At 53.3% G+C, this 255-nt stretch carries 1 rRNA gene; it reads left to right on the top strand.

Annotated elements, in window-relative coordinates:
• Positions 1–255: ribosomal RNA gene (locus tag H3O04_RS35905) — 16S ribosomal RNA — on the top strand; the annotation flags it as partial.

Here is a 255-nt window from a genome sequence, read left to right as displayed (position 1 = left end):
ACGGTCGCAAGATTAAAACTCAAAGGAATTGACGGGGACCCGCACAAGCGGTGGATGATGTGGATTAATTCGATGCAACGCGAAAAACCTTACCTACCCTTGACATGGTCGGAATCCTGCTGAGAGGTGGGAGTGCTCGAAAGAGAACCGGCGCACAGGTGCTGCATGGCTGTCGTCAGCTCGTGTCGTGAGATGTTGGGTTAAGTCCCGCAACGAGCGCAACCCTTGTCCTTAGTTGCTACGCAAGAGCACTCT

Source organism: Burkholderia sp. KCJ3K979 (assembly GCF_016759955.1).
Classification (GTDB): Bacteria; Pseudomonadota; Gammaproteobacteria; order Burkholderiales; family Burkholderiaceae; genus Burkholderia; species Burkholderia orbicola.
The sequence above is the reverse complement of the archived record's forward strand: the minus strand, read 5'-3'. Positions and strand labels throughout refer to the sequence as shown.